The organism is Helicobacter pylori (genome assembly GCF_016755635.1).
GTDB classification, from domain to species: domain Bacteria; phylum Campylobacterota; class Campylobacteria; order Campylobacterales; family Helicobacteraceae; genus Helicobacter; species Helicobacter pylori_CQ.
The window spans coordinates 175,444-201,056 of the sequence record NZ_CP051500.1 but is presented as its reverse complement, the minus strand read 5'-3'; the positions used below and the strand labels follow the sequence as shown (position 1 = coordinate 201,056).

The 25,613-nt window shown below is 39.2% G+C and carries 24 protein-coding genes and 2 pseudogenes; 9 read left to right on the top strand and 17 right to left on the bottom strand.

The features are described from left to right. Positions 1-19: 19 nt before the first annotated feature. Together HG567_RS08005 and HG567_RS00960 are read left to right on the top strand one after the other, a co-directional pair. A pseudogene (locus tag HG567_RS08005) lies at positions 20-2,477 on the top strand (hypothetical protein). Positions 2,478-2,492: 15 nt separating this feature from the next. Next, positions 2,493-2,876 carry a hypothetical protein gene (locus HG567_RS00960; protein WP_050853436.1) on the top strand — a complete coding sequence of 128 codons (384 nt, stop codon included), beginning with the start codon at positions 2,493-2,495 and terminating at the stop codon, positions 2,874-2,876. Between the two features lie 439 nt (positions 2,877-3,315). On the opposite strand, the gene HG567_RS00955 is transcribed toward HG567_RS00960, so the two are convergent. From HG567_RS00955 to HG567_RS00910, 10 genes are all read right to left on the bottom strand, one after another. Continuing rightward, positions 3,316-3,618, bottom strand: a complete 303-nt coding sequence (locus tag HG567_RS00955; protein WP_001912884.1) for a hypothetical protein — start codon at positions 3,616-3,618, stop codon at positions 3,316-3,318. Positions 3,619-3,637: 19 nt separating this feature from the next. Continuing rightward, on the bottom strand, positions 3,638-4,630 hold the full coding sequence (gene fabH, locus HG567_RS00950; RefSeq protein ID WP_202163859.1) for a ketoacyl-ACP synthase III: 993 nt from the start codon (positions 4,628-4,630) through the stop codon (positions 3,638-3,640). Positions 4,631-4,654: 24 nt separating this feature from the next. Further along, positions 4,655-5,674 carry a phosphate acyltransferase PlsX gene (gene plsX / locus HG567_RS00945; protein WP_202139822.1) on the bottom strand — a complete coding sequence of 340 codons (1,020 nt, stop codon included), beginning with the start codon at positions 5,672-5,674 and terminating at the stop codon, positions 4,655-4,657. A gap of 67 nt (positions 5,675-5,741) precedes the next feature. Then, complete coding sequence (rpmF, locus tag HG567_RS00940) at positions 5,742-5,888, bottom strand: 50S ribosomal protein L32 (protein ID WP_000290431.1); 147 nt, start codon at positions 5,886-5,888, stop codon at positions 5,742-5,744. A 15-nt stretch (positions 5,889-5,903) separates the two neighbouring features. Next, positions 5,904-6,260, bottom strand: coding sequence for a DUF177 domain-containing protein (locus HG567_RS00935; RefSeq protein WP_108341837.1), 357 nt, complete (start codon positions 6,258-6,260; stop codon positions 5,904-5,906). Between the two features lie 25 nt (positions 6,261-6,285). Next, complete coding sequence (gene ndk / locus HG567_RS00930; RefSeq protein WP_000813738.1) at positions 6,286-6,699, bottom strand: nucleoside-diphosphate kinase; 414 nt, start codon at positions 6,697-6,699, stop codon at positions 6,286-6,288. Between the two features lie 66 nt (positions 6,700-6,765). Next, positions 6,766-7,923: a methionine adenosyltransferase gene (gene metK / locus HG567_RS00925; RefSeq protein ID WP_000655161.1), complete on the bottom strand. Its 1,158-nt coding sequence runs from the start codon at positions 7,921-7,923 to the stop codon at positions 6,766-6,768. A gap of 64 nt (positions 7,924-7,987) precedes the next feature. Continuing rightward, positions 7,988-8,998 (bottom strand): UDP-3-O-(3-hydroxymyristoyl)glucosamine N-acyltransferase, encoded by a 1,011-nt coding sequence (gene lpxD / locus HG567_RS00920; protein WP_078270915.1) that lies wholly within the window; start codon positions 8,996-8,998, stop codon positions 7,988-7,990. A gap of 9 nt (positions 8,999-9,007) precedes the next feature. Further along, positions 9,008-9,835 (bottom strand): enoyl-ACP reductase FabI, encoded by an 828-nt coding sequence (gene fabI / locus HG567_RS00915; RefSeq protein ID WP_202139821.1) that lies wholly within the window; start codon positions 9,833-9,835, stop codon positions 9,008-9,010. 9 nt (positions 9,836-9,844) lie between these two features. After that, positions 9,845-10,549, bottom strand: coding sequence for a triose-phosphate isomerase (locus tag HG567_RS00910; protein ID WP_202139820.1), 705 nt, complete (start codon positions 10,547-10,549; stop codon positions 9,845-9,847). Positions 10,550-10,753: 204 nt separating this feature from the next. On the opposite strand from HG567_RS00910, the gene HG567_RS00905 reads away from it, so the two are divergent. The 4 genes from HG567_RS00905 to clsC are packed head-to-tail and all read left to right on the top strand — an operon-like array spanning position 10,754 to position 15,930. Beyond that, entirely contained in the window at positions 10,754-11,521 is a 768-nt protein-coding gene (locus HG567_RS00905) for a fumarate reductase cytochrome b subunit (protein ID WP_202139819.1), read from the top strand. Between the two features lie 9 nt (positions 11,522-11,530). Further along, positions 11,531-13,675 carry a fumarate reductase flavoprotein subunit gene (locus tag HG567_RS00900; protein WP_202139818.1) on the top strand — a complete coding sequence of 715 codons (2,145 nt, stop codon included), beginning with the start codon at positions 11,531-11,533 and terminating at the stop codon, positions 13,673-13,675. After that, entirely contained in the window at positions 13,668-14,405 is a 738-nt protein-coding gene (locus HG567_RS00895) for a fumarate reductase iron-sulfur subunit (RefSeq protein ID WP_001282442.1), read from the top strand. The genes HG567_RS00900 and HG567_RS00895 overlap by 8 nt, the downstream gene beginning before the upstream one ends. Positions 14,406-14,421: 16 nt before the next feature. Continuing rightward, positions 14,422-15,930, top strand: coding sequence for a cardiolipin synthase ClsC (clsC, locus tag HG567_RS00890; RefSeq protein ID WP_202163858.1), 1,509 nt, complete (start codon positions 14,422-14,424; stop codon positions 15,928-15,930). Between the two features lie 5 nt (positions 15,931-15,935). On the opposite strand, the gene HG567_RS00885 is transcribed toward clsC, so the two are convergent. The 6 genes from HG567_RS00885 to HG567_RS00860 all read right to left on the bottom strand — a co-directional run bounded on the left by HG567_RS00885 (position 15,936) and on the right by HG567_RS00860 (position 21,833). After that, the gene (locus HG567_RS00885; protein WP_025275584.1) at positions 15,936-16,469 is read right to left on the bottom strand and encodes a TIGR00645 family protein; all 534 of its coding nucleotides are present in this window, start codon (positions 16,467-16,469) and stop codon (positions 15,936-15,938) included. A 510-nt stretch (positions 16,470-16,979) separates the two neighbouring features. Continuing rightward, complete coding sequence (locus HG567_RS00880; protein WP_202139817.1) at positions 16,980-17,792, bottom strand: SPOR domain-containing protein; 813 nt, start codon at positions 17,790-17,792, stop codon at positions 16,980-16,982. Positions 17,793-17,813: 21 nt separating this feature from the next. Next, the gene (locus tag HG567_RS00875) at positions 17,814-18,356 is read right to left on the bottom strand and encodes a DUF1882 domain-containing protein (protein WP_000138102.1); all 543 of its coding nucleotides are present in this window, start codon (positions 18,354-18,356) and stop codon (positions 17,814-17,816) included. Between the two features lie 10 nt (positions 18,357-18,366). Then, a complete protein-coding gene (locus HG567_RS00870) occupies positions 18,367-19,617 on the bottom strand; it encodes a serine hydroxymethyltransferase (RefSeq protein WP_202139816.1) in 1,251 nt (416 codons plus the stop codon). Continuing rightward, positions 19,617-21,122, bottom strand: a complete 1,506-nt coding sequence (gene lysS / locus HG567_RS00865; protein ID WP_202139815.1) for a lysine--tRNA ligase — start codon at positions 21,120-21,122, stop codon at positions 19,617-19,619. The genes HG567_RS00870 and lysS overlap by 1 nt, the downstream gene beginning before the upstream one ends. 9 nt (positions 21,123-21,131) lie before the next feature. Then, positions 21,132-21,833, bottom strand: coding sequence for a CvpA family protein (locus HG567_RS00860; protein WP_202139814.1), 702 nt, complete (start codon positions 21,831-21,833; stop codon positions 21,132-21,134). Between the two features lie 224 nt (positions 21,834-22,057). On the opposite strand from HG567_RS00860, the gene HG567_RS00855 reads away from it, so the two are divergent. The 3 genes from HG567_RS00855 to pseI are packed head-to-tail and all read left to right on the top strand — an operon-like array spanning position 22,058 to position 24,999. After that, on the top strand, positions 22,058-23,335 hold the full coding sequence (locus HG567_RS00855; RefSeq protein WP_202163857.1) for an apolipoprotein N-acyltransferase: 1,278 nt from the start codon (positions 22,058-22,060) through the stop codon (positions 23,333-23,335). Beyond that, the gene (locus HG567_RS00850) at positions 23,332-23,973 is read left to right on the top strand and encodes an ABC transporter ATP-binding protein (RefSeq protein ID WP_202139812.1); all 642 of its coding nucleotides are present in this window, start codon (positions 23,332-23,334) and stop codon (positions 23,971-23,973) included. The genes HG567_RS00855 and HG567_RS00850 overlap by 4 nt, the downstream gene beginning before the upstream one ends. 3 nt (positions 23,974-23,976) lie before the next feature. Then, positions 23,977-24,999, top strand: coding sequence for a pseudaminic acid synthase (pseI, locus tag HG567_RS00845; protein ID WP_202163856.1), 1,023 nt, complete (start codon positions 23,977-23,979; stop codon positions 24,997-24,999). A 12-nt stretch (positions 25,000-25,011) separates the two neighbouring features. Here the strand turns inward: pseI and HG567_RS00840 are convergent. After that, a pseudogene (locus HG567_RS00840) lies at positions 25,012-25,422 on the bottom strand (hypothetical protein); the annotation flags it as partial. Positions 25,423-25,613: the final 191 nt, after the last annotated feature.

Below are 25,613 nucleotides of genomic sequence, written 5' to 3'. Positions count from 1 at the left end.
CGTTTTGAAAGGGTAAGACATGAAGCTATATAAGCGTGTTTTGAAATTGCACCCTTTTAGGAATTTGGGTAAAAACTCGCCTACAGAATTGCTTTTAAATTCAAGTTTTGGAGAAATTAAGCATGGGGGGTTGGTGGTTTTAGTGGGGGAAAACAATGTCGGCAAAAGCAATGTTTTAGAAGCTTTGAAGGCGTTTAATGATAATACTAATTCTCTATGTACTATAGAAAATCATGAAGAACAAATCAAAAAACCAACCATATTAAGTCTTATTAATACAATTGAAAATAACCAACAACTTGAAACGCTTTCTTGGGTAGAACTCAAAGAAAGCAAAGAGAATGAACAAAATAATTTTGAAATGAACTTCTGTCCGTTTGAGAGACATAAGTCGTTCTCTTGTGATAATCATACAGATAATTTTATAAATGAAGTTATACAATCTGTTAGAGAAGCTCTAGAAGAATTATTGCCTGATGCTAATGATACTCTAAGCCATAAGAAATATTGTGAAGATCTTAAAAACTCTTGTGGTAACTTTTTAAACCAATACAAAGAGACATTAAGGTTAAACGAAATGAATTTCAACAAATGTATAAAGCCAATAGAACACAAAAAAGATAAGAAAAAAGCCAAAGTAGCGTATAAAAATCTTAAAGAAAAACTTTTATTACACATTCTCTTAACTTTCAAAGAATATAGCTTGTCAAAATTAATAGAAAGTTCTGATAAGAATAATGAAACATTAGAAAAAATGAGAGCAAAATTTAAAGAGCAATCGGATAGAATAAAAAATAGATTAGAACAACCTTGCAACACCATTCCACAAGACCCTAAAAAATACGCTTTCTTGTTCCATTGGTTACCAGAAATTACCAATTGCGATAATCCTTTTGAGCTTAAAGATGAATATTTGTCTATTGATGTATCAAAAATAAGCTTTTCAGCAATTAAAAACATGCCTAAATGCAATAAAGTGTAGCAAGCGATGTGTGAATGGTGCGATAAACATTGGCTATTTGTCGGTGCAATAATTGAACTAACCGACATAGTAAAAGAACCACCATTCCGTGCAATAATTGAACTTAAAATTGATGAGAATAAAAAAACATTATTAATAATTATTAATGAGATAAATTGTCTAGAAATAGATTTGCAAAAAACTTCTAGCAATGAGTTTATTACTTCAGAGAATGATAAATATATTAAATATAACAACCCATATGCATCTAATAAACCAAAAGTCACAATGTTTCTAAATGAAAAATATGATGTTGTTTTCAATTTCTATAGTCATTCTGAAAAATTTCTCTTCTGTAAAAAAACGAATCTTCTTGAAGAATTGGAAAAAGAATTAAAGAAAATGGGTGAAAAAATCAACAAAAAGTTTAACGAAAGTTATTGTATTAACCCAGATGATGAACACAGATATGTTTTTGAATTCTGTTTGCAAGAACAGCATTTTTTGCACATAAAAATCAAAAGAGACAATGAGTATTTAGAGCTCGCAAAACAAAGCACTGGATTCCAATGGTTTTTTAACTTGTTTTTTAATTTTTTATATAAATACCATCATAATTACGAAGGAGTTCCTGCTAATTATGGTGAGTGCATTGTGGTTATGGACGAGCCAGCCACTCACTTGAGCGTGCCAGCCAGAAAGGAATTCAGGAAGTTTTTAAAAGAATACGCTCATAAAAATCATGTCACTTTTGTTTTAGCCACCCATGACCCCTTTTTAGTGGATACGGATCATTTAGATGAAATAAGGATTGTAGAAAAAGAAACAGAAGACTCTGTAATTAAGAATCACTTTAACTACCCCCTAAATAATGCGAGCAAAGACTCCGATGCCTTAGATAAAATCAAGCGTTCTTTAGGGGTGGGTCAGCATGTTTTTCACAACCCCCAAAAACACCGAATCATCTTTGTAGAAGGCATCACGGATTATTGTTATTTGAGCGCTTTCAAATTGTATTTCAATGAGCGAGAATTCAAAGACAACCCCATTCCTTTCACTTTCTTACCCATTTCAGGGCTTAAAAACAATCCAAACGATATGAAAGAAACCATTCAAAAACTTTGCGAGTTAGACAACAACCCCATTGTTTTGACAGATGATGACAGGAAATGCGATTCTGACCAAAACGCAACGAGTGAACGATTTAAAAACGCTAATGAAGAAATGCATGATCCCATCACAATCCTACAACTCTCAGACTGCGACAGGTGTTTCAAACAAATTGAAGATTGTTTCAGCGCAAACGATAGAAAAAAATACGCCAAAAACAAGCGCATGGAATTGGCCATGGCGTTCAAAACAAGACTCTTGTATAGCGGTAAAGACGATGTAATGAGCGAAGAAACAAAAAAGAATTTTCTATGCTTATTTGAATGGATAAAGAAAAGAGTGCAATAACCCAACGATTAAAAAAGAATATATCAAATTTGATTATAATACCCCACAAATATTATAAAGTGAAAGGATTTTGATGTTTAAAAAGATGTGTTTGAGCTTGCTAATGATAAGCGGTGTTTGTGTGGGGGCAAAGGATTTGGATTTCAAGCTGGATTATCGTGCGACTGGGGGGAAACTGGTGGGAAAAATGACGGACTCTAGTCTTTTAAGCATCACTTCCATGAACGATGAACCGGTGGTGATTAAAAATCTTATTGTCAATAGGGGAAATTCATGCGAAGCGACTAAAAAAGTGGAACCCAAATTGGGCGATAAGTTTAAAAAAGAAAAGCTCTTTGATCATGAGTTAAAGTATTCGCAACAGATATTTTACCGCCTAGATTGCAAGCCTAACCAATTGTTAGAAGTTAAAATCATCACGGACAAGGGCGAGTATTACCACAAATTTTCCAAATAAAAATTTGGTTTTTGTTCTAATGGGGTGTTGGTGATAAAATTTAAAAACGCTAAAAACTTTTTTAATATCAAAAAGTTTGCTTATACTTGATTCTCAATGGGTTGTTGGTTGAGTTTTTAGTTGAGAAGCTACTAATCATTACTGAATAAAACAATTAAGAGTAAAACTATACCGGCTATATAAGGGAAAAATATGCCTATAAATACCGAAATTATTCCTAACCATTCTAGGCACTTATCCCATAATCTACTAAAAAACCATCATTAACATCATTATCGTCATCACCATCTCTACCTTCTGACAAGCCGCTAATACAAATCCAATAGCCATAATAGGTAGTAAAATAACCAATATATCTCTAATTAATACAAACATGATTTGTCTTTTACTTTAAAAATAATTTCTGCTATAAGAAATAAAATCCTTAAAGAAACCCCTTTTATGGAGTCCCTTTTTGAGCTTGCTCTAAAGCCATTTGCGCATGCTTGCAATCCTTTTTAAAAGACTTCGTAATAAAATTAACCTTAAGAGTCGAATCAAAGGCTTGATGGCATTTTTTAAGCTTGTGATCGCGCTCTTGCGGATCTTGCAAGTAATATTTCACTGAATGCACAAAACTGAAATGAAACCCCATAGGAGGGATACGGCTATCTGGAGTGCCTTCGCAAAAATCGCTGCAATAACTGCTTTGCGACTTTAACCCCCCCAACACCATTAAAAATAAAAAAATTATCTTTTTCATCAATACTCCTTAATCCTTTTTATCCTCCAAAATACACCAACGCTGAACCCCAAGTCAATCCCCCACCAAAAGCGTCTAGAAGCATTAAATCGCCCTTTTTCAAGTGCCCCTCTTCATAAGCTTCACCCATGGCCATAGGGATACTGGCTGCTGAAGTGTTGCCGTATTTATGCACGGTTAAAACCACTTGCTCATCTTTAAAATCCAAATGCTCTCGCACCGCTTGAATGATCCTAAAATTAGCTTGATGCGGGATAAACAAACGCACATCTTCAGGTTTGAGAGCGTTTTTTTCTAAAATCATTTCCACATCTTTTAAAAGCGTTTTTACCGCTAGTTTAAACACTTCATTGCCCTTCATGCACAAAAAAGGCTCTGAAGCTTCTTCTTTAGCGTTAAAGGGCGTGGGTTTAAGAGTCCTTGGCGTATAGAGATAATTAGAAAAATTCCCGTTCGCTGAAATCTGCACGTCTAAAATGCTTTCTTTTAAATGTTTGGTTCTGCCTATCACGCACGCCCCAGCCCCATCGCCAAATAAAATACAAGTCCCCCTATCTTTAAAATCTAACACGCTGCTCGTTTTTTCTGCCCCCACAATCAGCACATTTTCGCACATCCCGCTCTCAACATAAGCCTTAGCCACAGATAATAAATAAATAAAACCCGTGCAAGCGGCTGAAATATCAAACGCCGGTTTGTTTTCAATGCCTAATTTCGCGCTCAACACGCAAGCGGTTGAAGGCATGGCCAAAAAATCAGGGCTTAAGGTCGCCACAACCACCAAATCAATGTCTTTTGGGGTTAAATGCGCTCTCTCTATGGCCTGTTTAGCCGCTATTACCCCTAAATCGCTGCTTTTTTCTTCATTGCTAGCGAAACGGCGTTCTTTGATACCAGTCCTTTTTTCTATCCATTCATCGCTGGTATCCAAAAATTGCTGGAACTCTGCATTTTTCACACGCTCGCTTGGAACATGCATCGCAATGGATTTAAGAGAGGCGTAAAATTCCATTCAATCCCCTTAACATAGTCATCTTTAAGCGTCTTGCTGATCACTTTGATGCGCAGAAACGCTAGGCTTTAAGCTCTCAAACGCTTGGGTAATTCTCAAACAAACCTGACTTTCAACAGCGTTAATAGCCTGATAAATCGCGCATTCAATCGCTCTAGCGTTGCTCTTGCCATGGCTAATGATCACGCTTTTATTCACGCCTAAAAGCGGCGCGCCCCCATATTCAGCGTAATCGGTTTTTTGTTTTAAAATACCAAACGCATTCTTAAGCATCAAAGCCCCCATTTTAGATTTAAAAGAGCTTTTAATTTCATCTTTAAAAATAGAACCTATCGCACTAGCGACCCCTTCAGTTGTCTTTAAGACCACATTCCCCATAAAGCCATCGCAAACCACCACATCCACAACCCCTTTGAAAATATCGCTCCCCTCCACATTGCCATAAAAGAAGTCATAAGCTTTCAGCATTTTATGCGTTTCTTTAACGAGCATGTTCCCTTTAATATCTTCTTCGCCATTACTCAAAAGACCCACCTTAGGGCTATCATAATGCAACACGCTTTTAGCGTATTCATACCCCATAAGAGCAAAATCAATCAAATATTCAGGCTTGCAATCCGTGTTCGCTCCTGCGTCTAACAGCACGCTAGGGCGTTTGCCAACGCTAGGCATCAAAGTGCAAATAGCGGGCCTTTCAACCCCCTTGATACGCCCTAAACGCAAGGTCGCTAAACCCATAGTCGCTCCGCTATGCCCCGCTGAAATCAAAGCGTCAGCCCCATTTTTCAAAATATCCATACCCAAGTAAATGGAAGATTCCTTACGCTTAATCGCCTCAGTGGCGGCTTCTTCCATTTTAATATAATCTTGCGTGTGGATCATTTCCACTTTGCTGGCTAACTCTTTAGAAATAAAAGGGGTCGCTTTGTCTTTATCCCCCACTAAAACCGCACTAAAACTCTTATTCTCTAAAGCCCTTGAGACTCCCTCAATAATGGGTAAAACCCCATGGTCAGCCCCCATTAAGTCTATTACAATTTTCATCATGCGTCCTTAAAAGGCTTGTTGCAATCCTTTAAAATACTTTCTATCACTAAAGATAGCTTTTATATTAGTATTCTTTAGTAAATTTGTTAATATGGTGGGGAAGCTTCCAAGTGCCATCTTTGGCTTTCACAGGTTTAGCCAACTTAACGCTATAATGCGTGCGCCTTTTTGCCGCTCTTGTCTTACTCACTCTTCTATCAGGTACTGCCATAAATTCTCCTTCATTTCAATCTGCATAATGGTAGTCTAATTTAATAGACTCCACTTCAGAGCGTAAAATTTCGCTCAAATCAATAAAACCATTGAAAGATTCAATAACATCTAAATTATCAAAATCCAAACTTTGGCTTTGCGTATCCCACAACCCGTCTGAAATATGCAAAACCAATGACTCATCAAGGCTTTTTTTAAACTCTTTACCGCTTGTATCGCAAACAAGCATCAATTCACCCTTAAGGCGCGCTTCCAAACGAAACAATTTCGCCCCCACTCGCACAACTTCGCCCTCTAAAACCACTCCCTCATGCTCTAAAGAAAACGCTTTAGGTGCATTAAAAGCGATTTTACGCATTTCAAATTGCATGCTTAACTTAAAACGCCCTTAAATCTTAAAGATCTCTAGCGGCAAAAAAGAAAGCGATTTCATTGTGCGCGTTTTCCAAGCTATCGCTCCCATGCACCGCATTAGCGTCAATGCTTTCAGCAAAATCCGCTCTGATAGTGCCTTTTTGAGCGAGTTTGGGATCAGTCGCTCCCATAAGATCTCTGTTTTTAGCCACGGCATCTTTGCCCTCTAAAACCATAACCACCACCGGACCACTGACCATAAATTCTATCAAATCTTTAAAAAAGGGTCTCTCTCTGTGGATCGCATAAAAGCTTTCAGCGTCTTTAACGCTCAAATGCAAGCGTTTCATAGCAATGACTTCCAAGCCGTTACTCTCAAAGCGATCAATGATTTTGCCTACCACTTTTTTCTTAAGCGCATCCGGTTTAATAATAGACAGCGTTCTTTGTTTCAATTTAAACTCCTTGTGAATTGTTGATTATACAAAAATTTTTTAAAATATTACCCTTAAAGTATTTTTTTAACGCTTAAAGAACGCTTTAATCTCCTCAGCTTTGTTGGTTTTTTCCCAAGTGAATTCCTCTAACTCGCGCCCAAAATGCCCATAAGCCGAAGTGAGCGAATAAATGGGTCTTAACAAATCCAAGCTTTCAATAATGCCTTTTGGCGTGAGTTTGAAAACCGCTTTCACGCATTTTTCCAACTCCGTGCTTGAATACTTGCTCGTGTTATGCGTGTTCACATAGATAGACACTGGCTCTATCACCCCAATCGCATAAGCAAGCTGCACGGTCGCTTTATCGCAAACCCCACTCGCTACCAAATTTTTAGCCACATAGCGGGCCGCATAAGCTGCGCTCCTATCCACTTTGCTAGGGTCTTTCCCACTAAACGCTCCCCCGCCATGCGGACAACTCCCCCCATAAGTATCCACGATGATTTTTCTACCCGTCAAACCCGCATCGCCTTGCGGCCCACCGATAACGAATTTTCCTGTGGGATTGACAAAAAACTTGATATTGTCATGCAAATATTCTTTGGGTAAAACCTTATACACGATCTCTTCAATCACGGCTTCTTTTAAATGCTTTTGCGAAACTTCTGGGGAATGTTGGGTGGAAATAACAATCGTATCAATGCTTACAGGCTTGTTGTTTTCATAACGCACGCTCACTTGAGACTTGCCATCAGGCCTTAAAAAAGGCAAAGTGTTGTCTTTTCTTTTTTGAGCCAGAGCGAAAGTGAGCTGGTGCGCTAAATGAATGGGTAAGGGCATGAGCGTTTCAGTCTCCTTGCACGCATAACCAAACATAAGCCCTTGATCCCCTGCCCCAATCTCGCCATCTTCTCTATCCACGCCTTGATTAATATCAGGGCTTTGCTCGCCAACACCATTCAAAACCGCCGCGCTTCTATAATCAAAGCCATAAAGAGCGTCTGTATAGCCAATCTTTTTAACCACTTCTCTTGCAATCTCTTGCATAGGGGCATAAACAGAAGTTTTTAACTCGCCAGTGATCATGCAAAACCCGTTAGAAACCAAAGTCTCGCATGCGACTTTGGCTTTTTGATCCCGCTCAATAATATAATCTAAAACCGCATCGCTGATTTGATCAGCCATTTTATCAGGATGCCCCTCAGTTACTGATTCAGAAGTGAAAAGAAAACTATCTTTCATTGATTGTCCTTATTAAAATAATCATTCGTATTCAAAATGGGCTTATTATAGCTTATTTCATTCTTTAAGACTTAAAAAATCCTTTAGCTTTTTGCAACAAACTTGTTTTTTGCTGTTTCCTGAAATTCGTTCTTAAATGGGCTAAGAAATGGTGCCATTCATGGATTTCCATAGCAGGGATCGCTCCGGCAAAATTGGTATTAGGGGGCAAGTCCTTACCCACCGCGCTTTTACCCCCAATTTGAGTGAATTCACCCACATGCAAATGCCCCCCAATACCCACTTGCCCGCCAAAAACCACATTACGGCCAGTGGTTGTAGAGCCGCTCAAGCCCACTTGAGAAACGACGATGCTGTGCTCGCCTAAAACGCAATTATGCCCGATTTGAACCAGGTTATCAATCTTAACGCCCTCTTTAATCAAAGTCTCGCCAAACACCGCCCTATCAATCGCCGTGTTAGCGCCAATTTCTACATTTTTTTGAATCCTAACAATCCCCACATGCTCAATTTTGACATGCTCTCCTAAAGCGGTGTGCGCATAACCAAAGCCATCACCTCCGATCACACTACCCGCATGGATGATGACATTGTCTTCTAAAATCGTGTTTTGATACAAAATAACACGAGGATACAAAACGCAATTTTTACCGATTTTGACCCCATCAGCAATCACCACGCCCGGATAAATCAAAGAGTTTTCGCCAATTTCTACGCTCTCTCCAATCATCACATTAGGCATGATCGTTACTTTTTCAAAATGTTTAGGTTCATTCACGCTTTCTGGGTTTTTAAAAAAAGGGATCTTAAAGGCATGCGAAGCTTTGGCAAAGGCTAAATGCGGGTTATCCACGATTAAAGCTTGCATGTGTTTTGGCACTTTAGAAGATTCTTTTTTACGGATAAACACCGCCCCAGCTTTGGAATCTTTTAAAAGTTTAAGGTAACGCGCTTGGTCAATATAGCTAATATCATTAGGCGTAGCCTTGTCTAATTCCGCTAAAGCATGCACTTCAAAATCGTTTGAAAATTCCGTTTCAATAGAATAGGCGCTTAACAATTCGCTTAATTTCATCAATACCCCTTATGGTTCTTTATGCAAATCCCACAACAGCGTAGCTTTATTATCTTTTTCTTCCACAGCCCCCATGCCCATCACATGATAGCCGGCATCCACAAAATGCACTTCCCCACTCACGCCACTAGACAAGCTAGAAAGCAAATACATCCCAGCATTGCCCACTTCTTCTAAGCTCACATTTTTTCTTAAAGGGGCGTTGATTTCATTCCATTTTAAAATCATCCTAAAATCAGCGATCCCGCTAGAAGCGAGCGTCCTGATAGGCCCAGCCGATAGGGCATTCACTCTAATATTATGTTTGCCTAAATCCACCGCTAAATAACGCACCGCGCTCTCTAGGGCCGCTTTAGCCAACCCCATCACATTGTAATGCGCCATGTATTTGGTGCTGCCTAAATAGCTTAAAGTCAAAACAGACGCCCCGTTATTCAATAAAGGTTTTAGAGTGTTTGTCAGCTCTATTAAAGAATAAACAGAAATTTCCATAGCGGTATTAAACGCGCTTTTAGAAGTTTCTAACAAGCTCCCTTCTAAAGCCTCTTTTGGGGCAAAGGCCACGCTATGAACGATAAAATCCAATGAGCCTAAATCCTTTTTAACGCTATTGTATAGCGACTTGAAATGCTCTTCTTTGCTCACATCCAATTCATACACATAGGGGCTACTCAATTCCTGTGCAATAGGCCTCACACGCTTTTCTAAGCTCTCATTCAAATAAGTGAAAGCCAAAGTAGCTCCTTGATTGAAGCAAGATTGAGCGATCCCATAAGCGATGGATTTATTGTTTGCCACCCCTACAATAAGCCCTTTTTTACCTTTTAAAAATCCCATGATTTTCCTTTATAAAAATGAAATGATTGTTTTAAAATTTTCTAATTCCCAAGATGCACTCCCGATCAATAAGCCATCCACGCTATCAATCCCTAAAATTTCTTTAGCGTTTTGCACATTCACGCTCCCCCCATACAATAAAGGCGTTTTTTGGTTTAAGATTTGCTTTAAAAAACCATGCGTGAGGTAAATATCTTCTAAAGAAGCGCTTTTTTTGGTGCCAATCGCCCAAATAGGCTCATAAGCCACAATTAAATTGGAATAATTGAGATCGATAGTTTCTAATTGCTCATTTAAAAATTCCTTTACAGCCACTAAACCCTTTTCTCTGGTCGTTAAATCTTCGCCAATACAATAGACAATTTTAAAATTTTTACTTTTAAAAAAATCAAACTTTTCTTTCAAAAAACTAGGGCTTTCCTTTAAAAGCGTTCGCCTCTCGCTATGCCCTATTAAAAGCGTGTGGATTTTTAATTCTTCTAAATGCTTTGAAGTGATTTCACCGGTAAAAGCCCCACAATCTCTAGGGTAAGCGTTTTGCACTCCTAAAGTGAAATGCAAAAACGAATTAGGCAATAACCCCAAAAAATCAGGGAATACAAACACCCTATCAAAATGCTGCGGTTTTAAAGTTTTTTCTAATTCTTTTAAATACGCATGGCTTTTAAAAATAGGCATAGCGGATTTAAAATTAGCCATGGCAATTTTTGTCATTGAATGATCCTTATTTTATAGGTGGTCTATCCCTTATTATAGCATTCAAAAAATGTAAATTTTAAACAATAGCCCCCTTGAATTGAATTTTTTCCCAATTTAGGTTTTGTTTATAAGAAAAATTATTTCAAATGTAGTAAAATTAAGGCAGTGTTTTTGCATCAAGCGATTTTAGGTTAATTTTGAGTTTTAGGAGCAGTTTTTATGCAACAAGAAGAGATTATAGAGGGTTATTATGGCGCTAGCAAAGGGCTTAAAAAGAGCGGTATTTATGCCAAGCTGGATTTTTTACAGAGCGCTACGGGATTGATTTTAGCGCTCTTTATGATAACGCACATGTTTTTGGTCTCAAGTATCTTGATTAGCGATGAAGCCATGTATAAAGTGGCGAAATTTTTTGAAGGGAGCTTGTTTTTAAAAGCAGGCGAGCCGGCTATTGTGAGCGTGGTTGCAGCAGGAGTTATTCTTATTTTAGTCGCACATGCTTTTTTGGCGTTAAGGAAATTCCCTATCAATTATCGGCAATACAAGGTTTTTAAAACCCATAAGCATTTGATGAAACATGGCGATACGAGCTTGTGGTTTATTCAAGCCCTCACCGGATTTGCGATGTTTTTCTTAGCGAGTATCCACTTATTTGTCATGCTCACAGAGCCTGAAAGTATTGGGCCTCATGGCTCAAGCTATCGTTTTGTCACGCAAAACTTTTGGCTTTTGTATATTTTCTTATTGTTTGCCGTAGAATTGCATGGCTCTATTGGGTTGTATCGTTTAGCGATTAAATGGGGGTGGTTTAAGAATGCGAGCATTCAAGGCTTGAGAAAAGTCAAATGGGCGATGAGCGTGTTTTTCATTGTTTTAGGGCTTTGCACCTATGGGGCTTACATTAAAAAAGGTTTAGAAAATAAGGACAATGGCATTAAAACCATGCAAGAAGCCATAGAAGCTGATGGGAAATTCCACAAAGAATAAGGGTAGAAAATGAAAATAACATATTGTGATGCACTAATTATTGGAGGCGGACTAGCTGGGTTAAGGGCTAGTATCGCATGCAAACAAAAGGGTTTAAACACCATCGTTTTAAGCCTAGTGCCTGTCAGGCGTTCGCACTCTGCAGCCGCTCAAGGGGGCATGCAAGCGAGCCTTGCGAACGCTAAAAAAAGCGAGGGCGATAATGAAGATTTGCACTTTTTAGACACGGTTAAGGGGAGCGATTGGGGGTGTGATCAGCAAGTGGCTAGGATGTTTGTAACCACTGCTCCTAAAGCCATTAGGGAATTGGCCAGTTGGGGGGTGCCTTGGACTAGGATTAAAAAGGGCGATAGGCCTGCGGTCGTCAATGGTGAGCATGTTATCATTACCGAAAGAGACGACAGGCATGGTTATATTCTAAGCCGTGATTTTGGCGGCACTAAAAAATGGCGCACATGCTTTACGGCTGATGCTACAGGGCATACCATGCTTTATGCGGTCGCTAATGAAGCCTTACACCACAAAGTGGATATTCAAGACAGAAAGGACATGCTCGCTTTCATCCATCATGATAATAAATGCTATGGGGCGGTGGTAAGGGATTTGATCACGGGCGAAATTTCAGCGTATGTTTCTAAAGGCACGCTTTTAGCTACCGGAGGTTATGGGCGCGTGTATAAACACACCACTAACGCTGTGATTTGCGATGGAGCCGGGGCGGCGAGCGCTTTAGAAACCGGCGTGGCTAAATTAGGCAACATGGAAGCGGTGCAATTCCACCCTACCGCTTTAGTGCCTAGCGGGATTTTAATGACCGAAGGTTGTAGGGGCGATGGCGGCGTTTTAAGAGACAAGTTTGGCAGACGCTTCATGCCCGCTTATGAGCCGGAGAAAAAAGAGCTTGCGAGTAGGGATGTGGTCTCAAGGCGGATTTTAGAGCATATCCAAAAAGGCTATGGAGCCAAATCGCCTTATGGGGATCATGTGTGGCTGGATATTGCTATTTTAGGGCGTAACCATGTGGAAAAAAACTTAAGGGATGTGCGCGATATTGCCATGACTTTTGCAGGAATTGATCCGGCTGATAGCGAAGAGCAAACCAAAGACAACATGCAAGGAGCGCCCACTAATGAGCCTGAATACGGGCAAGCGATGGCTAAGCAAAAAGGCTGGATCCCCATAAAGCCCATGCAACACTATTCTATGGGTGGGGTTAGGACAAACCCTAAAGGCGAAACCCATTTGAAAGGCTTGTTTTGTGCGGGTGAAGCGGCATGCTGGGATTTGCATGGGTTTAACCGCTTGGGGGGAAATTCTGTGAGTGAAGCGGTAGTCGCTGGCATGATCATAGGGGATTATTTCGCCTTGCATTGTTTAGAAGCGCAAATTGAAATCAACACGCAAAAAGTTGAAGCCTTCATTAAAGAAAGCCAGGATTACATGCATTTTTTATTGCATAATGAAGGCAAAGAAGACGTGTATGAAATTAGAGAACGCATGAAAGAAGTCATGGATGAAAAAGTGGGCGTTTTTAGAGAAGGCAAAAAATTAGAAGAAGCCCTTAAAGAATTGCAAGAGCTTTATGCACGCTCCAAAAACATTTGCGTGAAAAACAAGGTTTTGCACAATAACCCTGAATTAGAAGACGCTTACCGCACCAAAAAAATGCTCAAACTCGCGCTTTGCATCACTCAAGGAGCGTTACTGCGCACCGAAAGCAGAGGGGCTCACACAAGGATTGACTACCCTAAAAGAGACGATGAAAAATGGCTTAATCGGACTTTAGCGAGCTGGCCTAGCGCTGAGCAAGACATGCCCACGATTGAATACGAAGAATTAGATGTGATGAAAATGGAAATCAGCCCTGATTTTAGGGGCTATGGCAAAAAAGGCAATTTCATTCCCCACCCCAAAAAAGAAGAGCGCGACGCTGAGATTTTGAAAACGATTTTAGAATTAGAAAAGCTCGGGAAAGACAGGGTAGAAGTCCAACACGCACTCATGCCTTTTGAATTGCAAGAAAAATACAAGGCTAGGAACATGCGTTTAGAAGATGAGGAAGTCAGGGCTAGGGGGGAACATTTGTATTCTTTCAATGTCCATGATTTATTAGACCAACACAACGCTAATTTAAAAGGAGAACACCATGAGTGATAATGAACGAACGATTGTAGTTAGAGTGCTAAAATTTGACCCTCAAAGCGCGGTGAGTAAGCCGCATTTTAAAGAGTATCAATTGAAAGAAACGCCATCCATGACGCTCTTTATCGCTTTAAACCTCATTAGAGAGCATCAAGATCCGGATTTGAGTTTTGATTTTGTGTGCCGCGCTGGGATTTGCGGCTCTTGCGCGATGATGGTTAATGGGAGACCGAGGCTAGCTTGTAAAACCCTAACTTCCAGTTTTGAAAGCGGGGTGATCACGCTCATGCCCATGCCCAGTTTTACGCTCATTAAAGATTTGAGCGTAAACACCGGCGATTGGTTTAGCGATATGACTAAAAGGGTGGAGAGTTGGGCGCATTCTAAAGAAGAAGTGGATATTACTAAGCCGGAAAAAAGGGTTGAGCCTGATGAAGCCCAAGAAGTCTTTGAACTAGACAGGTGCATTGAATGCGGGTGCTGTATCGCTTCTTGCGGGACTAAACTCATGCGCCCTAATTTCATTGGAGCTGCTGGCATGAACAGAGCCATGCGTTTTATGATTGACAGCCATGATGAAAGAAGCGATGATGATTTTTATGAATTAGTCGGCGATGATGATGGTGTTTTTGGGTGCATGAGCTTGATTGCTTGCCATGACACTTGCCCTAAAGAATTACCCTTGCAAAGCAGTATCGCTACTTTGCGTAATAGGATGTTGAAAGTGGGTAAAAGCCGCTAATTTCTTTGGGTCGTTTTTGAAAATCTTTTTAGTTTTTTTAAGCGTCTTTTTTTTTAATGGGTGCTTTGGGTTAGTCTATAAGACTCCCATTTCAAGCCCCCCTATCTCTTATGATCCCTACACTACCACCATTGGGAGCTTGTATGCTAAAAATTTGAAAGAAAACCCTAACCATAGCGCGGCCATTCTTTTAGAAGACGGCTTTGACGCTTTATTGCACAGAGTGGGTCTTATCAGAATGAGCCAAAAAAGCATTGACATGCAAACTTATATCTATAAGAACGATCTTTCCTCTCAAGTGATCGCTAAAGAACTTTTAAACGCGGCCAATCGTGGGGTAAAAGTGCGCATCCTTTTAGACGATAACGGAGTGTATTCGGATTTTTCAGATATTATGCTTTTAAATTTCCATAAAAACATTGAAGTGAAAATTTTTAACCCCTACTACATCCGCAATAAAGGCTTGCGCTATTTTGAAATGCTTGCGGATTATGAGCGCATTAAAAAACGCATGCACAACAAGCTTTTCATCGTGGATAATTTCGCTGTCATTATAGGAGGGCGCAATATTGGGGATAATTATTTTGATAACGATTTAGACACGAATTTTTTAGATTTAGACGCTTTGTTTTTTGGGGGGGTTGCTTCAAAAGCCAAAGAAAGCTTTGAACGCTATTGGAGATTCCACCGCTCCATTCCTGTTTCATTACTAAGAACCCATAAAAGACTCAAAAACAACGCTAAAGAAATCGCTAAACTCCATGAAAAAATCCCTATCAGCGCTGAAGACAAAAACCAGTTTGAAAAAAAAGTCAATGATTTTATAGAACGATTCCAAAAATACCAATACCCAATTTATTATGGGAATGCCATTTTTTTAGCCGATTCACCCAAAAAAATTGACACGCCCTTGTATTCGCCTATCAAAATCGCTTTTGAGAAAGCCCTTAAAAACGCTAAGGACTCCGTTTTTATCGCTTCATCGTATTTTATTCCAGGCAAAAAGATGATGAAAATCTTTAAAAATCAAATTTCTAAGGGGATTGAATTGAATATCCTTACCAATTCCCTTTCATCTACTGATGCGATAGTGGTCTATGGGGCATGGGAAAGGTATCGCAACCAATTAGTGCGAATGGGCGCGAATGTCTATGAAATACGAAACGATTTTTTCAACCGCCAGATTAAAGGGCACTTTAGCACCAAACATTCCTTACACGGCAAGACGATTGTTTTTGATGACAATTTAACGCTTCTAGGGAGTTTCAATATTGATCCGCGCTCTGCATACATCAACACTGAAAGCGCAGTTTTGTTTGACAACCCGTCTTTTGCTAAAAGGGTGCGTTTGTCGCTTAAAGATCATGCCCAACAATCATGGCATCTGGTGGTGTATCGGCATAGAGTGATTTGGGAAGCGGTGGAAGAAGGCATTTTAATCCATGAAAAAACTTCGCCTGATACTTCCTTCTTTTTACGCTTGATTAAAGAATGGTCTAAAGTCCTTCCTGAAAGAGAGCTTTAAAACTTTTAATGCGCTTTATTTTGCGAAAAAGCGATATTATTGGTAACGGCGGCTAAAAGCGCTGAACACACAAACACCAAATGGATCACCACTTGCCAAAAAATGGGGTTATGCGATAGAGGCGTGTCTTTAGGAATACTGGATAAAACGTCTTCTAAACTCATGTAGCGTTTGAGCAAAAAAATCGCCGAAATGGCTACAATGGAGAGCGAAACCTTTAACTTTAAAGCGTTAAAATCCGTGTGTTTTAGCCAGGTGATTTCACTAGCATCCACCTTGTCTAATTTGGAAACAAAGCTTTCATAACTGGCGAGCAATACCATTAAAACAAGCCCTGCCATAAACAACAAATCCACCAAGCCTAAGGCTGATAAAACCAAATCCGTTTCGCTGATCGTGTTTAAATGGCTGAGCATGTGCCACAATTCTTTCATGAACGCATAGCCTAAAACCACCAACACTAACGACATGGCAATGCACAAAGGGGCTAGCAACCAACGAGTGGCAAACAACACTCTTTCAATCAACTTTTCTAACATCTCAACTCTTTTAATTATGGCTTTTTGAAGCCTTGATTATAGCTAATTTTAAAAAACCTATTAAAATGACTGATGCTTTCTTTTTGGTAAAATCATATGGATTGATAGTCTTAAAAGCTGTTTTAATCTTTTTTATATTACAATTCTTTCATGCGGTCTGGGTTTGTTACTTCTCCTTGACTGCTAGTAGTGGGTATGAATGTTTTATCTAAAACGCATGTTTTTCCATTTTTTACCTCTTACCCCTACTTTACTAAATGCTATTACTTTGTTTTAGCTGTCTTATATTTTGCTCGCTATTAAAAAGCCGTCATATTCTTTGCTATCCATTAAATTCATAACGCTCTTTATTTTTTAAATAGGATTACTTTATTTTAGTTTTATACAAAACTCTTAAGAAAATAGGGGTATTTTGCAAACTCTCCCCCATAAATCCCTCTAACCCCTAAGAGCACATCACAAGAAATTATCGCTTGACTAACGCTAAACTCTTTTAAGTTTGTAAAATCTTTAACGAATCTCTATGACAACCGGTTTAGTCATTTTTTTACTGACTTCATCGGTATGCATTAAGGCTTCTTGCTTGCTCTTATAAGGGCCTATGAGGTAGCGTTTAGTAGCCCCCCTATCTTCAATCTTATGGGGGAATTGGTTAAACGCTTGCAAAAAGGCTTTATTAGGTGTGTGTGCAAAAACCCCCACTTGCAAATAATGCCCTTTAGTAAGATTGGTTTTAGAGTCGGCTTTTTTAGGAACTTCTTTATGGGCTTCTTTTTTAGTTTTAGACTCTTTTTTAGCCGCATGCTTAGCTTTGTCTTTGTGAGCTTCCTTATCTTTAGGGGTTACTTTGGGCTTTTTATGGGGGGTTTCTTTTTTAGCCATAGCCTGAGATTCTTTTTGAACGCTCATGGGAATAGACTCAACAGCTTTTAATTCTTTTTTAGCTTCTTGCGTTTCTTCTGTTGTTTTCATCTCCGTTTGAGTTTGATTGGTTTGAGTGGGCATGTTAAACGCATCATTTTCTTGTTTTTTAACATTATCCGCTACTTTGTCTAGCTTGTCTTCTTGTTTGGAAGGATCCATATTCAAGCTTTCAAACTCATCATCTTTTTTCTCATCTTTAGTGTTGCCTATTTTTTGCATCCCGCTATCGGTTTGTAAAAAAGTCTCTTTAGGAGCGACTCTCGTGCTTTTCCAAAACACCATTAAAAGCACCGCTAAAATGATAATGGCTATAGCCACGATCAAAAACACCTTTTTAGTGCCGCCCCCATTATTTTCTTCTTCTAAAATCACTTCATTCAGTCTTTCTTTTTCTGACATCAAAAATCCTTTCAAAAATGGTTATAAATGCTTCGCCCAAGAGCTCCCTCGCTCTTTTGCAAACACTTCATAAGGTAAAGCTAAAATATTAAATTCCTTAGGCCATTCATTGCTAGGGAAGACCTTCCATTCTTTAGGCAACCCTTGCGCTAATTTCATGGACAAAGTTTTAACCAACCTTTCACCCTCGCCTAACTCCGTATGCCCCTTATGCACATACAAATGCAAATGCCCTGGCGTTTTGGTGTTATAAGCGGTAAAATTCATAAAACCTTCCTCACGAAGCAATAACTGCGCCTTATGGTAAAAACGCTCCGGGTTCCTCCCATTATAATCAAACACAATGTTTTCCACCTTATCGTTACGCAAGATGAGGTTGTGCGCGATTTCTATCTCCCTTTTCAAATGCTTTTGAATGAGCGAGCTTGTGAGCATGGCATTCACTCTTTGGAATTTATTATAATAGCAACGCCCCGCATAATCCACCCTCTCCCCCAAGCCTGGTTTTTTTTCAAAATAATGGCTTGTGTCTATCTTAATGAGCTTTAATTCCATTTCTGTCATCTTGACTCCCTTAAAAAATAGGTTGCTGGTACACAGGGAATTGATTAGCCATCGCCTTCAATTCTTCTTTCACATGCAATTGCAAACTAACATTATTAATATCATTCAAAATATCTGATATTTTATTCCCTATGATTTCAAATTCTTTAGCTCCCATGCCCCTTGCGCTCAATGCCGCTGAGCCAATCCTTATCCCGCTCGTTACAAAAGGGCTGCGCGTTTCGCCAGGAATGGTGTTTTTATTCACGGTGATCCCAGCATTCCCTAAGGCAATATCAGCGTCTTTCCCGCTATAAGGCTTATCCAAGAAATCCATTAAAAGCAAATGGTTAGAAGTGCCACCGCTCACTAATTTGTGGTTTTTTTCTTTTAATGTTTTAGCGAGAACTTGCATGTTAGATTTCACTAATTTCGCGTAAGCTTTAAACTCTGGTTTTAAATTCTCTTTAAAACCCACCGCTTTAGCAGCAATCGCATGCATCAAAGGCCCGCCTTGAGTCCCTGGAAAAATCGCTTTATCAATCTTAGCCGCTATCTCTTCATCATTAGTTAAAATAAGCCCCCCTCTAGGCCCTCTTAAGGTCTTATGAGTGGTGCTTGAAACCACATGGCAATGCGGGAAAGGATGGGCATGCTCATTAGTTACCACAAGCCCTGCCACATGGGCTATATCGCCTAATAGTAACGCCCCTACTTCATCAGCGATTTCTCTAAATTTCTTAAAATCAATTTCCCTTGGATAGGCTGAAAACCCGCACACGATGATTTCTGGCTTAACGCTTTGAGCGATTTTTAGCGCCTCTTCATAATCAATATAGCCATCCAAATTCACGCCATAAGAAAAGCTCTGATAATGCTTGCCGGTCAAGCTCACTTTAGCACCATGCGTTAAATGCCCTCCACAGCTTAAATCCATGCCTAAAATCTTGTCATAAGGCTTTAAAAGAGCGTGATAGACAGCGTTATTAGCTTGTGAGCCTGAATGCGCTTGCACGTTAGCGAACTGGCAATTAAAAAGCTTTTTAGCCCTTTCTATGGCTAGGCTTTCTATTTTATCCACCACTTCACAGCCTCCATAATAGCGCTTGTTAGGATAGCCCTCAGCGTATTTATTCGTTAAAATGCTTCCCATAGCTTCCATAACACTAGGAAAAGTGTAATTCTCGCTCGCTATCATTTCTAAATGCTCATTTTGCCGCTTGTATTCTTCAAAGATCAATTCAAAAGTTTCACTATCGCTTTGTTCTAAAAAATAAGCCATTATTCTCCACTCTCAATATTAAAATCGTTTTTAACAGGACGCATCGCTGGGAATAAAATCACATCTTTAATGCTTTTAGCCCCAGTGAGTAACATCACCAACCTGTCAATGCCTATGCCTTGCCCTGCAGTGGGGGGCATTCCATGGGCTAGGGCCCACACATAATCTTCATCCATGTATTGGGCTTCTTCATCGCCTTTTTCTTTTTCAGCCACTTGATTTTTAAAGCGTTCTAATTGATCTAAAGGATCGTTCAACTCGCTAAAGCCATTAGCGATTTCTTTTCCTGCAATGAACAATTCAAACCTGTCAGCAATATTAGGGTTACTATCGTTGCGTCTGGCTAAAGGGCTAATCTCAATAGGGTATTGGGTTACAAAAGTGGGGTTAATGAGTTGGTGCTCTACAAAATGATCAAACGCTTCAGCGAGCAACTTGCCATAAGTGAGATTTGGCTCTACTTTGATGCCTTGCTCTAACAAATAAGCCAAAAGCCTGTCTTCTTTTTCCAAAATATCCTTACTAATGCCCCCTATCGTTTCTAAAGCGTCCAAATAGGAAATCACGCTCGTTTGGTTGAAATCCACTTCCATATCGTTATAGATGATTTTTGAATCTAAATTTAAAGTCTTTAGCAAGTAGTCAAATAGCCTCTTACTGAGTTCAATCAAATCTTCATAAGTGTGATACGCCCAATAAAATTCAATCATCGTGAATTCGGGGTTATGGCTGTGATCCATGCCCTCATTCCTGAAATTACGATTGATTTCAAACACCGCTTCAAACCCCCCCACAATCAAGCGTTTAAGGTATAATTCTGGGGCGATTCTTAAATACCTCTCCACCTCTAAAGCGTTATGGTAAGTGATAAAAGGCCTTGCGTTCGCCCCGCCAGGAATGGGGTGCATCATGGGAGTTTCCACTTCTAAAAACCCTTCCATTTCAAAAAATTTCCGCACGCTAGAGACAATCAAACTGCGCTTTTTAAACACATCTTTAACGCCAGGATTGACGATCAAATCCAAGTAGCGCTGGCGGTAGCGTAATTCTATATCGCTCAGTCCATGAAACTTTTCAGGTAAAGGCACAATGGTTTTGCTTAAAATATGAAATTCTAGGGCATGAACGCTCAATTCACCGGTTTTGGTAGCAAAAGGGAAACCTTTCACCAACACAATATCGCCCACTTCTAAATGCTTTTTCAAGCTTTTAAATTCATCGTTCAATTCATTTTGCGAAACATAAGCTTGCAAAATCGCGCTTTCATCTTCAACTTTAATAAAACATGCCTTGCCCATTAAACGCAAAAGCTTGACCCTCCCTACAATACTCTCGCATTTTTCTTTGTCTTTAGGCTCTTCTAAACCCTTAACATAAGCGTATTTTTCCAAAAAAGCGGCGTTGGTGAGACTTCGTTTCAAGCTATTTTTATAAGGGTTTTTCCCTTCTTCTCTCAAGCTATTGGCTTTATGGATGCGTTGTTGGATGTATTGGTTAGAAAACATGTGATGCCTTTATAGGGGTTCTTTATTAGATGGGGTGGGGTTTGGTGGGGTTTGGTTAGCTTTTGGATCTAGCATGTTTTTAGGCAAATCTTTAGCCTTTTCTTTTAAAGATTCCATGCCCTTATCCATCGCTTTATTAAAAGATTCTTTATTTTTATTGAAAGATTCTTTATTTTTGACTTCATCGCTCATTTCTTCAAGGTTGTCTTTAAGGTTTTGCTCCACATGTTTGACGCCATCAAGGTGCATGATCTTACTAGCGACGCTTTTCATAGTAGAAAAAAAAGCGCTTTTTTCTTGCAAATAGGCGTTAGCGTCCTTCATCACTTCCATTTTAGAAAGCGCATAAAGGATGAAAGAAAGCACTAAAAAAGTCTTTAAACATGAAAAAATAAACCCTAACGCTTTGTCTATAATGCCTAACCCGCTAAAGACTAACACCTTGCCTAGCAACACTCCAAAAGCTAAAAAAAACACCCAAATAGACGCTAACACCAATAAAAAACCGATGAGATTGGTCATGGTTTCATTTCTTAAATCATACAAATGCTCTGAAAATAAATTCCCAACAGCCACAGAATAGCGAGACGCCAAATAAACGCCAAGCACAATCCCTAAAGTCCCCGCCACTTCACTCACGAAGCCATGATAAAATCCTCTAATCCCAAAGGCTACCACCACCACAAGTAACGCCAAATCAATATAATTCAAACCCTAAACCCAAACCTTTCTCTCATATATCTCGCATAAAGATAGTGAGCGCTCAAAAACACCCATTACTCTTAAATCATGCCAATTCACGCTCTTTAGACTTGAAATTTGAAAATAATAACACAACTTAAAAAAAACTACCCTTAAAAAAATCAATCTAAAATTCTTAAATTAAAATATAGCTATAATACACTAAAACAATCTCAAGGTTTCAAAATTTAGCCATGCGTCTTATTCTGTTCAATCAAAACGCTTTTTTATTAGCGTGCATGTTTGTTTCAAGCGTGTATATTAACGCTGTTTTAGACGCTTATGCGGTTGAAAACCCCTATATTTCTATCACACTCACAAGCCTATTAGCCCCTTTAAGCATGCTAGCGTTTTTAAAAACCCCTAGAAATAGCGCTTTTGCTTTGGGGTTTTTCGTGGGGGCGTTATTGTTTTATTGGTGCGCTTTAAGCTTTCGCTACTCGGATTTCACTTATTTATTGCCCTTAATCATTATTTTAATAGCGTTAGTTTATGGGGTTTTATTTTATTTGTTGCTCTGTTTTGAAAACCCCTACTTTAGGCTTTTGAGTTTTTTAGGCTCTAGTTTTATCCACCCTTTTGGATTTGATTGGTTAGTCCCGGATAGCTTTTTTTCTTATAGCGTGTTTAGGGTGGATAAATTATCGCTAGGGCTTGTTTTTTTAGCTTGCGTTTTTTTGAGCACTCAAAATCTTAAAAAATACAGAATGATAGGGGTTTTATTGCTGCTTGGCGCGTTGGATTTTAATGGTTTCAAAACAAGCGATTTAAAAAAGGTTGGAAATATTGAATTAGTCTCTACAAAAACGCCCCAAGATTTGAAATTTGACTCAAACTACCTTAATGATATTGAAAACAACATTCTTAAAGAAATCAAGCTCGCTCAAAGCAAGCAAAAAACCTTGATTGTTTTTCCAGAAACCGCCTACCCTATCGCTTTAGAAAACTCCCCCTTTAAAGCGAAGCTAGAAGATTTAAGCGGTAATATTGCTATTTTAATAGGGACATTACGCACCCAAGGCTATAGCCTTTATAACAGCTCGTTTTTATTTTCTAAAAAAAGCGTTCAGATCGCTGATAAAGTGATCTTAGCCCCCTTTGGCGAGACCATGCCTTTACCCAAGTTTCTTCAAAAACCCCTTGAAAAGCTCTTTTTTGGCGAGAGCGCTTATTTATACCGCAACGCTTCTAGTTTCAGCGATTTTACATTAGACGATTTTACTTTCCGCCCTCTGATTTGTTATGAAGGCACTTCCAAACCCGCTTATTCAAACAGCCCTTCAAAAATTTTTATCCTAATGAGCAATAACGCATGGTTTAGCCCAAGCATTGAACCCACCCTACAAAAAACGCTTTTAAAATACTATGCAAGGCGTTATGATAAAATCATCTTGCACAGCGCGAACTTTTCAACTTCTTACATTTTAAGCCCTAGTTTATTAGGCGATATTCTTTTTAGGAAACGATCATGATTAAAGCGATTAATATTTCTCATGCTTTTGAAAAGCCTCTTTATAGTGGCGTGAATTTGCACATCAAGCCCAAAGAAAGCCTAGCGATTTTGGGCGTGAGCGGGAGCGGTAAAAGCACGCTTTTAAGCCATCTAGCCACCATGCTAAAACCGGATAACGGAACAGTTAGTTTGTTAGAACACCAAGATATTTATGCTTTAAATTCCAAAAAGCTTTTGGAACTACGGCGCTTAAAAGTGGGCATAATCTTCCAATCGCATTACCTTTTTAAGGGTTTTAGCGCTTTAGAAAACTTGCAAGTCGCTTCCATCCTAGCCAAGCAAGAAATAAATCATTCCCTTTTAGAACAATTAGGCATAGCCCACACCCTAAAACAAGGCGTGGGTGAATTGAGCGGCGGCCAGCAACAACGCTTAAGCATCGCCAGAGTGCTTTCTAAAAAACCCCAAATCATTATCGCTGATGAACCCACCGGGAATTTAGACACCACTAGCGCTAATCAAGTCATCAGCATGCTGCAAAATTACATTACAGAAAAAGAAGGGGCGTTAGTTCTAGCCACGCATGATGAGCATTTGGCTTTCACTTGCTCTCAAGTCTATCGCTTAGAAAAAGAAGTTTTGATTAAGGAAAAATAAGAAATGTTACAACGCCCTAAAATTGTCGCTGAATTGAGCGCTAATCATAACCAGGATTTAAATCTCGCTAAAGAAAGCCTTCATGCCATTAAGGAAAGCGGTGCGGATTTTGTCAAGCTCCAAACCTACACGCCAAGTTGCATGACTTTAAACTCTAAAGAAGATCCTTTCATCATTCAAGGCACTTTATGGGATAAAGAAAATCTGTATGGATTGTATCAAAAGGCTTCTACCCCCCTAGAATGGCATGCGGAATTGTTTGAGTTGGCTAGAAAGCTTGATTTAGGCATTTTTAGCTCGCCTTTTAGTTCAAAAGCCTTAAAGCTTTTAGAGAGCCTGAATTGCCCCATGTATAAGATCGCTAGTTTTGAAATCGTTGATTTAGACTTGATTGAAAAGGCCGCTTGCACACAAAAGCCCATTATCCTTTCTAGCGGTATCGCTACACACACCGAATTGCAAAACGCTATCTCGTTGTGCAAAGGCGTGAATAATTTTGACATCACCCTTTTAAAATGCGTGAGCGCTTATCCCAGTAAAATAGAAGACGCTAACTTATTGAGCATGGTTAAATTAGGCGAAACCTTTGGCGTTAAATTTGGCTTGAGCGATCACACGATTGGCTCTCTTTGCCCCATTTTAGCCACCACTTTAGGAGCGAGCATGATAGAAAAGCATTTCATTTTAAACAAATCCTTACAAACCCCAGACAGCGCTTTTAGCATGGATTTTAACGGATTTAAAAGCATGGTTGAAGCCATCAAGCAAAGCGTTTTAGCCTTAGGCGAAGAAGAGCCTAAAATCAATCCAAAGACTTTAGAAAAGCGAAGATTCTTCGCTCGCTCTTTATTTGTCATTAAGGATATTCAAAAAGGCGAAGCATTGACTGAAAACAATATCAAAGCCTTACGCCCCAACCTTGGCTTACACCCTAAATTTTATAAAGAAATTTTAGGCCAAAAGGCATCAAAATTTTTAAAAGCCAACACCCCTTTAAACGCTGATGATATAGAACGCTCATTGTAAGTTTGTTTTGATTAAAAAATTAGCGCTCGCTTTTTGGATATACCCTAAAGTAGAAGGATCTTTGACATTCCTTAAATAGGCATTGATTAGCTGGCGTGAGTTCTTCAGCTGCTCGTAAGTAACACCGTTAGGGTTATATACATTTTCTTCAATTTGCCTTAAAAAGCTTTTAGCTTGCACATCGATCTCGCCTTGCGCTTTCAAGTCGTTTAAAAACTTTTCAAAATTGGTTACATCCTGGACGCTTTCTCGTAAATTCACCTTGTAGCTGTCATCGTATAGCTTTCCTATGATTTCGTTTAGGGCTTTGTCGTAGCTTTCTTTTGTGCCTTGTTCTAAATTATCAAAAACGCTCTTAATCTCGTAATCTTTTAAGTCAAACTGCTTTAAGGATTTGGTTAAATTCTCGGTCGTCTGGTTTAAAAAATGGGGTTTTTAATTTTGTTTTATGGTTTTAGGTTTGATTTTAGACTCATTTTCTTTATTTTATAAACTCTTAAGGGGATAGGGAATATCACTCTCATCACATATTGCAACTAGAGCCTTATTTGAATTCCAAAATAAAAACAGGATTACTTTGTTGCTATCGTTTTAAACCTTATAATAAATCCCAT

Bases quoted from the DNA above. Each gene is read 5' to 3' on its own strand.
- HG567_RS00960 (WP_050853436.1), top strand. From the start codon at position 2,493: ATGTTTAAAAAGATGTGTTTGAGCTTGCTAATGATAAGCGGTGTTTGT.
- HG567_RS00955 (WP_001912884.1), bottom strand. From the start codon at position 3,618: ATGAAAAAGATAATTTTTTTATTTTTAATGGTGTTGGGGGGGTTAAAG.
- fabH (WP_202163859.1), bottom strand. From the start codon at position 4,630: ATGGAATTTTACGCCTCTCTTAAATCCATTGCGATGCATGTTCCAAGC.
- plsX (WP_202139822.1), bottom strand. From the start codon at position 5,674: ATGAAAATTGTAATAGACTTAATGGGGGCTGACCATGGGGTTTTACCC.
- rpmF (WP_000290431.1), bottom strand. From the start codon at position 5,888: ATGGCAGTACCTGATAGAAGAGTGAGTAAGACAAGAGCGGCAAAAAGG.
- HG567_RS00935 (WP_108341837.1), bottom strand. From the start codon at position 6,260: ATGCAATTTGAAATGCGTAAAATCGCTTTTAATGCACCTAAAGCGTTT.
- metK (WP_000655161.1), bottom strand. From the start codon at position 7,923: ATGAAAGATAGTTTTCTTTTCACTTCTGAATCAGTAACTGAGGGGCAT.
- lpxD (WP_078270915.1), bottom strand. From the start codon at position 8,998: ATGAAATTAAGCGAATTGTTAAGCGCCTATTCTATTGAAACGGAATTT.
- fabI (WP_202139821.1), bottom strand. From the start codon at position 9,835: ATGGGATTTTTAAAAGGTAAAAAAGGGCTTATTGTAGGGGTGGCAAAC.
- HG567_RS00910 (WP_202139820.1), bottom strand. From the start codon at position 10,549: ATGACAAAAATTGCCATGGCTAATTTTAAATCCGCTATGCCTATTTTT.
- HG567_RS00905 (WP_202139819.1), top strand. From the start codon at position 10,754: ATGCAACAAGAAGAGATTATAGAGGGTTATTATGGCGCTAGCAAAGGG.
- HG567_RS00900 (WP_202139818.1), top strand. From the start codon at position 11,531: ATGAAAATAACATATTGTGATGCACTAATTATTGGAGGCGGACTAGCT.
- HG567_RS00895 (WP_001282442.1), top strand. From the start codon at position 13,668: ATGAGTGATAATGAACGAACGATTGTAGTTAGAGTGCTAAAATTTGAC.
- HG567_RS00885 (WP_025275584.1), bottom strand. From the start codon at position 16,469: ATGTTAGAAAAGTTGATTGAAAGAGTGTTGTTTGCCACTCGTTGGTTG.
- HG567_RS00880 (WP_202139817.1), bottom strand. From the start codon at position 17,792: ATGTCAGAAAAAGAAAGACTGAATGAAGTGATTTTAGAAGAAGAAAAT.
- HG567_RS00875 (WP_000138102.1), bottom strand. From the start codon at position 18,356: ATGACAGAAATGGAATTAAAGCTCATTAAGATAGACACAAGCCATTAT.
- HG567_RS00870 (WP_202139816.1), bottom strand. From the start codon at position 19,617: ATGGCTTATTTTTTAGAACAAAGCGATAGTGAAACTTTTGAATTGATC.
- lysS (WP_202139815.1), bottom strand. From the start codon at position 21,122: ATGTTTTCTAACCAATACATCCAACAACGCATCCATAAAGCCAATAGC.
- HG567_RS00855 (WP_202163857.1), top strand. From the start codon at position 22,058: ATGCGTCTTATTCTGTTCAATCAAAACGCTTTTTTATTAGCGTGCATG.
- HG567_RS00850 (WP_202139812.1), top strand. From the start codon at position 23,332: ATGATTAAAGCGATTAATATTTCTCATGCTTTTGAAAAGCCTCTTTAT.
- pseI (WP_202163856.1), top strand. From the start codon at position 23,977: ATGTTACAACGCCCTAAAATTGTCGCTGAATTGAGCGCTAATCATAAC.